This window comes from Arthrobacter sp. Dra40 (genome assembly GCF_059091905.1).
In genome coordinates, this window is record NZ_JBNHHB010000215.1 from 1 (window position 1) to 8493 (window position 8493).

Consider the following 8493-nt stretch of genomic DNA (forward strand, 5'->3'; position numbering starts at 1 on the left):
TGCTGGCCCGGATGGAACCGAGCCGCGCCTGGCTCGGTTCCGTTGTGGAGCAGATGGAAGCCGGACGTCCTACGGCGCCGATTTACAGCATCAATACTGGTTTCGGTTCCCTCGCCGGACGCAGGGCCTTCGACGAGGCTTCCGACGCCGCGGAACTCTCCCGCCGGCTGGTCCTGTCGAACGCCGCCGGCGTCGGCCGGTACGTGGACGAGGAAGTGGTGCGGGCGACCATGTTCATCCGGATCGTGAGCCTGGTCCAAGGCCACTCCGGCATCAGGGCGGAAATCGTCACCACCCTGGCCGAAATGCTCAACCGCGGTGTCTGCCCTGCCATCCCCGAGTACGGCTCGCTGGGCGCCTCGGGGGACCTGATCCCGCTGGCGCACGTGGCCATTGTGATGACCCGCTCGCACACCGGTGGGGACGAAGAACTGGACTCCGGCGAGGCTTTCCTGGACGGCGCGGTGACCAGCGGCAAGACCGCGATGACCGCTGCCGGTCTGGACCGGCTGCCGCTGGGCGCCAAGGACGGCCTGGCACTCCTCAACGGCACCTCCTTCTCCTGTGCTCAGGCGGCCCTGGCCCTGTTCGACGCACAGAACCTGCTGGAGACCGCGCAGATCACCGCCGCCATGACCATTGAGGCGCTGATGGGCTTCGGGGACGCCTTCATCGCCGAACTGCATGAAGCCCGCGGCCAAAAGGGTCAAATCGAGGTGGCCGCCCGGATCCGGGAACTGCTGGCGGGCAGTTCCCTGGTCGACGGCAGCGCCGAGGCCGACCCTGTGCGCCAGCCGCCCCAGGACGCGTACTCGCTGCGCTGCGTGCCGCAGGTCTTCGGCCCGGTAAAGGACACCTTGGAGTTCGCCGCCGGGATCATCGGCAACGAAATCAACGCCGCCACCGACAATCCGCTGATCTTTCCGGCGCTGCCCGCCAGCCGCTCTCTGAAGGCAGTCTCCGGCGGCAACTTCCACGCCGAATACGTGGCCTTCGCCGCCGACTTCATCTCCATCGTGGTCACCGAGATCGGGAACATCACCGAGCGCCGACTTTTCCGACTCGACGACGGCACCCTCAACCGCGGGCTGCCGGACATGCTGATCGACAGCGAGCAGACCGGGATGGACTGCGGCTACATGCTTCCGCAGTATCTGGCCGCGGCTCTCGTCTCGGACTCGAAGACGCTCTCGCACCCGGACAGTGTGGACTCGATCCCCACCTGCGCCAACCAGGAGGACCATGTCTCCATGGCCAACAACGCCGGCAGGCACGCCCGGCAGGTCGTGGCGAACATCGAGACTGTGGTGGGGATCGAATTGCTCATGGCCTGCCAAGCGCTGGAATTGCGGTTGGCCAGGCCGGAGACCGCCTCCGCCACGCTGGCACCGGCCAGCCAAGCGGTGCTGGAGATGGTCCGTTCGTCCAAGTCGGCCGATGGCCGGGCCGTGGACCACATACGCAAGGACGTGGTGATGTACCCGCGGGTCCGCACCGCCCGGGATCTCGTCCACGGCGGCGCCGTGGTCACCGCGGTCAGCGAGGTGCTGTCCGGCTCGGCCTAGGTCGGGATGCTGTTCGGTCCGGGCGGTGGGAATTCGCCACCGGTGCCGGCCTTTTAGGAAAGCAGGAAACGCCAAAGATTTCCTTCCGCCCTATATTATTTTGTCGCCGGTTCGAATTATCGTCGATAATCGCAGAGGCCTTACCGCCAATTTATTGTAATAGCTTTACCGCGCCTAAAACCAAGGCCTCCATGCGGCCGGAGCACGCTACGGCCGCGCTTATCAAGTGTATTTTTTGGACTAGCAAAGGTCTTGTGAAAGACATCGCCTTCTCCTTATCCTGTGGGGGAAACCGGTATTACCAGAGACGGTTGCGAGTATTTTCATCGATTTTCAGTAAACCGAATAACTATTTCAGGAGTGTAGAAAAAATGATATTTTCGACAGTCTCCCTACGTAAGCCCACCCTGGCAGCCTTGGCGCTGTCAGCGGCACTCGCCTTGGCGGGCTGTGCCGGCAGCGCTGATGCCGGCAGCGGCGGCGGGGCCGCCACACCGGCAGCGGCCGCGGGGGCAAAGGCGCCCCTGTTCGGCGAACTGCCTGACGCCATCCAAAAGGCCGGCAGAATCAACGTCGCAAGCAACGTCGAATACCCCCCGTTCGAGTCCTTCGACACCGACGGAACCACCATCGTCGGCATTGACCGCGAGATCGCCGACGAGCTTGAAAAACAGCTGGGCGTCACGCTCGAATTCAACAACATCGCCTTCGACGCGATCATCCCGGGCTTGGTCTCGGCCCGCTATGACATGGCCATGTCCGCCATGTCCGACACCGTGGAGAGGCAGAAGCAGGTGGACTTCGTCGACTACTTCTCCGCCGGCGGCGGCATCATGACCGCCACCGCCAATGCCGAAAGCCTTAAGACACTCGACGATCTGTGCGGCAAGTCGGTCGGTATCGTCAAGGGCACCACCGAGGACGCCGACGCCGCCGAACAGTCGGAGAAGTGCAAAGCAGCGGGCAAGGAGCCGCTGCAAGTCACCATCTTTGCCGGCCAGAACCAAGCTGTGCTGGCCGTGCAGAGCGGGCGCGTGGACGCCTTCCTGGTGGATTCCACGTCGGGGTCGGTGATTGCCGCCGAAAGCAACGGCCAGCTGGTTCAGGGACCGCGTTACCAAGACTTGGCCTTCGGCATCGTCTTCCCCAAGGAGAGCGAGCAGCTGACCGAAGCCGTGCAGAAGGCACTGGGCACCATGAAGGACGAGGGCAGCTACGGGAAGATCCTCGCCAAATACGAGATGTCCGACCACGCCATGGACGAGTTCCCGATCAACGGGGTCACCGAGTGACCGGGACCAAGCCGGGCGGGCAGGAGGAGGACCTGCCCGTGCTGCCGGCCCGGTACACCGGCCGCTGGGTGGCGGCAGGGCTGGTCCTGGCCGGCGCGGTGCTGGTCGCGTATTCGATGGTCACGAACGAACGCTTCCAGTGGGACGTCGTCGGCCAGTACCTGTTTGCCCCACCAGTGCTGGCCGGACTGGGCAAGACCCTGCTGCTGACCGCGGTGTCCATGGTTATCGGCATCGTGCTGGGCATCGCCGTCGCCGTCTGCCGGCTCTCGGCGAATCCGATCCTGTCCTACGCGGCTTGGGCCTATTCCTGGTTTTTCCGCGGCACGCCTCTGATGGTCCAACTGCTGTTCTGGTTCTTTATGGCCGCGCTGGTACCCAAGATCGTGGTCGGAATCCCGTTCGGTCCCAGCTTCTTCGAGATCGACACGAACTCGGTCATCTCGCCCTTCACCGCCGCACTGCTCGGGCTGGCCCTCAACGAGGGCGCCTACATGGGCGAAATCGTCCGCTCCGGCATCCGCGCCATCCCCCAGGGCCAGACCGAGGCCGCCAAGGCCATCGGCATGTCCCGCACGCAGACCATGCGCCGGGTGGTGCTGCCTCAGGCCATGCGTGTGATCATCCCGCCCACCGGCAACGAAACCATTGGCATGCTTAAGTACACCTCGCTGGTGATCGTCATCGGCTACAGCGAGCTGCTGACTTCGGTCTCAATCATTTACTCGCGCACTTTCCAGACCATCCCGCTGCTGATCGTGGCTGCCATCTGGTACCTGGCCGTCACCGCGGTGCTCTCCGTCGGCCAATACTACGTCGAACGCCACTTCGAGCGGGGCTTTTCCCCGGTCCGCCCGGCCAGGGGTGCCCGCCATACCGAGCCCGCCGGACTGGTGCCGGCCGGTGCCTCCCCCGCCGTCGAACTGGAGACCCTGAAATGAATGATCCGATCGTCAGCGCCCACGGGGTACGTAAGTCCTTCGGCCACGTCGAGGTGCTCAAGGGCATCAGCCTGGACGTGCAGGCCGGCCAGGTTGCGTGCCTGCTGGGCCCCTCCGGTTCCGGCAAGAGCACCTTCCTGCGCTGTATCAACCACCTGGAAAAGATCGACGGCGGGCAGCTGTGGGTACACGGGGAACGGATTGGCTACCGGCGCACCGGCAATCGGCTGCGCGAAATGAAAGAACACGAGACCTCGCGCCAGCGGGCGTCGGTAGGCATGGTGTTCCAGCAGTTCAACCTGTTCCCGCACCGTACAGCGCTGGAGAACGTGATCGAGGGCCCCACCATCGTCCAGCGCCGGCCCAGGCCCGCGGCCCTCGAGGAAGGGATGGCCCTGCTGGAACGAGTGGGGCTGGCGGAGAAGCGCAACCACTACCCAGGCCAGCTCTCCGGCGGCCAGCAGCAGCGGGTAGCCATCGCCCGTGCGCTGGCGCTGAAGCCCTCGGTAATGCTCTTCGACGAACCGACTTCGGCACTGGACCCGGAGCTGGTCGGCGAGGTGCTGGAGGTGATGGTGCAGCTGGCGGCGTCGGGAATGACCATGATCGTGGTGACCCACGAGATGGGCTTCGCGAAGGAGGTCGGTGACGTGGTGCATTTCATGGCGGACGGATGCCTGGTCGAAAGCGGCGAGCCCCGCCAGGTTCTGGAGGACCCTCGCGAGGCCCGGACCCGGGCGTTCCTGTCCAAGGTGCTGGCATGAGCGAGGCCCCCTTGTGGTCCGAGGCCGCACCGGAACCATGCCCCGGCGCTGGAGGGGGGACCGGGCCCGGCGTCGCGGGGCCTCACGGCAACATCAGGATCCCCGGAAGGGTGCTGCCATGAAGCTGACCGAGGCTTTGGGCCTGGTCTCGGTCAAGGTTCCGGAGGGTTCCCGCAGCGAGCGCGCCCTCGCCCGCTGCCACACCGTCGAGGACCTGCGGCGGCTCGCCGCACGCCGGCTGCCGGGCTCAGTGCTGGACTACATCGACGGCGGTGCCGACGCCGAGTACAGCCTGGCTGGCAATACCGAGGCCTTCGCCCGACGCCGGTTCACTCCGGTTGTGCTGGCGGACGTTAGCGCTCCGGACACCGCGGCCACCGTCCTGGGCCGGCACGCCGCCGCACCGCTTGGTTTCGCCCCTACCGGCTATACCCGGATGATCTGCCCGGACGGCGAACCCGCCGTTGCCCGCGCCGCCGCCGGGGCGGGGCTGCCCTACGTACTCTCGACCATGGCCACCACAGCGCTCGAGGACCTGGCAGCGGACCCGGCGGCCGACCGCTGGTTCCAGCTGTATGTATGGAAGGACCGTGCCAAGACCTTCGAACTGGTCCGCCGCGCGGCCGACGCCGGCTACCGCATCCTGGAAGTGGCCGTGGACACCGCGGTTTCCGGCAACCGGCTGCGGGACGTGCGCAACGGGTTCACCATCCCGCCCCGGCTCACCGCCAGCAGCCTGCTGGACATCGGCGCAAAGCCCGGCTACTGGACGAAGATGCTGGGCGCCCCGGTGTTGGAATTCGCCAACCTCTCCGACGGCCCAGCCGGGTCCGGGTACACGATCGAGAACATCGGCTCCCAGTTCGACCCCGCAGTCACCTGGGCCGACCTGGCCCAGCTGCGCGCGGCCTGGCCCGGCAAGCTGCTGTTGAAGGGGCCGGTGGGCCCGGCCGACGCTGTCAGGGCCCGCGAGCTGGGCGTGGACGGCGTGCATCTGTCCAACCACGGCGGCCGGCAGCTGGACCGGACGGTGGCCACGGCCGAGCTGATCGCTCCGGTCCGGCAGGCCGTCGGCGAGGACTTCGCCGTCGTCGTGGACTCCGGCATCCGCCACGGGGCGGATGTCGCCACCGCCGTCGCGTTGGGCGCCGACCTGGCCATGGTCGGGCGGCCCTACCTGTGGGCGCTCGCCGCCGGCGGCGAACCCGGCGTCGTCCGCCTGGCCGAGCTGCTGGTGGGCCAGTTCCGACGCACACTCGCACTGCTGGGCGTCGCCAGCACCGCCGAACTGCGCCGACGCGGCCCCCAGCTGCTCGACCACGGAGCAGTGCCAGCCGCGCCCCAGGTCCCGGCTCCCGGACCGATCCCGGCCCGGCCATGACCCGAGGAAGGAACATGATGAGCGAACCCATCGGCAGGCCCAGACCCGCTGCCCCGGCGTCGCCGGACGGCTCCACCGCCCCGGAGCCGCGCCCTGGCATCGCCGCGCTCCCGGGCTACTCCCGGTCCGCCGGGAAGTCGACCGTGCGCTGGATCGCTTCTTCCAACGAGTCACCGGTGCCGCCCTCTCCGTCAGTGCAGGCAGCCATCGCCGCCGCCGGAGCTGCGGCCAACCGATATCCCAGCCTGGCCGGGGACGAACTGGTCGGCGCGATCGCCGCCCGGCTGGGCCTCGGTCCCGAACAGGTGCTGGCCGGGGCAGGTTCGCTGGCCCTGCTGCAACTGGTGCTGTCCACATACACGGGCCCGGGCAACGAGGTCGTCTATGCCTGGCGTAGCTACGAGGCATACCCCATCCTCGCCGGAGTCGCGGGAGCGGCAGCCGTCGAGGTCCCGCTCGACGCAGCCGCCAGGCACGACCTGGACGCCATGGCCGCCGCGATCGGCCCCGCAACCCGGGCCGTGATCGTGTGCAGCCCTAACAACCCCACTGGCACCACCGTCACGGATGCCGAAATGCTGCAGTTCCTTCACCAGGTGCCGCCGCACGTGCTGATCATCCTGGACGAGGCCTACCGCGAATTCTGCCTCCCGCAACACGACGCGGTGACGCTGCTGGCGGCCTTCCCCAACCTGGTCGTCCTGCGTACCTTCTCCAAGGCCTACGGACTGGCTGGGCTCCGGGCCGGCTACCTGGCAGCATCCGAGAAGATCACCGAGGTGCTCCGGCGCGCCGCCCTGCCGTTCCCGCTCAGCCGGGTCGCCGAGGCAGCCGCCGTGGCCGCCTGGTCCGAACCCGAACGCACCGCCGGGACGGTGGCGGACATAGTTGCTGAACGGGACGATCTGACCGCGCGGCTGCGCGGGCGCGGCATCCTCGTCCCGGACAGCGGCGGAAACTTCGTCTGGATCCCCGCCGGCACCCGTGCCCGCGAACTCGAGGCGGCCTGCCTGCAGCGGTCCGTGTCCGTGAGGGCCTTCGACGGCGACGGCGTGCGCGTCACCCTCGCGGGCCGGGAGGCATCGGCGGCGGTGCTCGCGGCCGTCGACGCCGTCCCCGGCCTGGCCACCCAGATCCCGGCGCCTACGGCGCCCTGACCCCTGCTACCGGCATCCGCCGGGCACACTATTTAGGAGAAAAACTGCATGGACACCGCACCGCAAGACGGCTTCTTCGACGTCGAAGTCACCCGGATCGAGCCCGCCTCCGACTCAGTGGTGGCACTGCGGCTACAGCATCCGTGCGGCGAGGCATTGCCCGCCTGGCAGGCCGGCGCGCATCTGGACGTGCTGCTGCCCAACGGGCTGCTCCGGCAGTACTCTCTCTGCTCCCGACCGGACGAAGGCTCCTGGCGATTGGGTGTGCTGCGTGAACCGGCAGGACGCGGAGGCTCGGCCTGGATCCATGACGAGCTGCGGCCAGGCACCAAGCTGCAGGTACGCGGCCCGCGGAACAACTTCCCCTTGCAGCCCGCCGGCAGTTATCTGTTCATCGCCGGTGGCATCGGTATCACCCCGATACTGGCCATGGTCCGGCAGGCCGAGGCTGCCGGCACGGACTGGACACTGCTCTACCTCGGCCGCAGCCGCACCTCCATGGCTTTCCAAGACGAGCTGGCAGTGTACGGCGAACGCGTCCGCTTCCATGCCGACGACGAGTCCGGCATCTTCCCGCTCGAACCGCTGCTGGACGGGCTCGATGCCGCCTCCCATGTCTATGCATGCGGTCCCGGTCCGCTGCTGGCCGCACTCGAAAAACTCACCGCGTCTTGGGCGGAACCGAGCAGGTACCACTGCGAACGCTTCACCGCCGATCCAGCCCCTCAGCGCACGGAGCCGCAAGAAGACACCGAATTTGTCGTAGAGACGGCCGACGGCACTGAGGTCATTGTCCCAGCCGGCACTACTATCCTGCAGGCCCTGATGGACATCGGCATCCCTGTACTGAACTCCTGCCGCGAGGGTATCTGCGGAACCTGCGAGACCCCGGTCATCTCCGGCCAGCCCGACCACCGGGACAGCCTGCTCTCGGACGAGGAGCGCGAGGCCGGGGACACCATGATGATCTGCGTCTCGCGCTGCAGAGGCCAGCGCCTGGTATTGGACATCTAAGGGCGCCGCAGACGGTAAAGCGCGGAGCGCTAGTCCCGGTTCAGGTCGCTGGCCTCATGGCTAGGTAACTGAGCCAACGCATCCTAGCACTGCACCAACAACGGAGCGGCCCAGCCGGTAAACGGGTGCGGTCTCAGCCACTCATCGTGCTGTGAAACAAAGCTGATGTTCTAGTTGCGAGGCGGGCCGCGGCTTAGTGCTCATTAAGATTTACAGCGTCATTTTCATCGGCGCTGCAGACAATCCCTGTTCGTCCCGTCCCTGGTGTGCACAAAAGCCACGCGACGTCACAAATGCTGGGCACCTATCGCACGAACCTCTTCCATTGTCCTTCGGAAACCACCTCGACGGAGCCGTCGACGACCTTGATAGCTGTCTG

The 8493-nt window shown here is 66.9% G+C and carries 7 protein-coding genes; all 7 read left to right on the top strand.

The features are described from left to right. A partial coding sequence (locus tag AC5RWT_RS31510; protein WP_494083651.1) for an HAL/PAL/TAL family ammonia-lyase occupies positions 1-1565 on the top strand: 1565 nt, incomplete at its 5' end. 371 nt (positions 1566-1936) lie between these two features. Next, positions 1937-2857, top strand: a complete 921-nt coding sequence (locus AC5RWT_RS31515) for an ABC transporter substrate-binding protein (RefSeq protein WP_494083652.1) — start codon at positions 1937-1939, stop codon at positions 2855-2857. After that, positions 2854-3798, top strand: coding sequence for an amino acid ABC transporter permease (locus AC5RWT_RS31520; RefSeq protein ID WP_494083653.1), 945 nt, complete (start codon positions 2854-2856; stop codon positions 3796-3798). The genes AC5RWT_RS31515 and AC5RWT_RS31520 overlap by 4 nt, the downstream gene beginning before the upstream one ends. After that, a complete protein-coding gene (locus tag AC5RWT_RS31525; protein WP_494083654.1) occupies positions 3795-4562 on the top strand; it encodes an amino acid ABC transporter ATP-binding protein in 768 nt (255 codons plus the stop codon). Before AC5RWT_RS31520 ends, AC5RWT_RS31525 begins: the two co-directional genes overlap by 4 nt. A 118-nt stretch (positions 4563-4680) precedes the next feature. Continuing rightward, complete coding sequence (locus AC5RWT_RS31530; protein ID WP_493966402.1) at positions 4681-5943, top strand: alpha-hydroxy acid oxidase; 1263 nt, start codon at positions 4681-4683, stop codon at positions 5941-5943. 17 nt (positions 5944-5960) lie between these two features. Next, positions 5961-7100 (top strand): histidinol-phosphate transaminase, encoded by a 1140-nt coding sequence (locus tag AC5RWT_RS31535; RefSeq protein WP_494083655.1) that lies wholly within the window; start codon positions 5961-5963, stop codon positions 7098-7100. A 48-nt stretch (positions 7101-7148) separates the two neighbouring features. Further along, positions 7149-8114, top strand: coding sequence for a PDR/VanB family oxidoreductase (locus AC5RWT_RS31540; protein ID WP_494083656.1), 966 nt, complete (start codon positions 7149-7151; stop codon positions 8112-8114). The last annotated feature ends 379 nt before the right edge of the window (positions 8115-8493 follow it).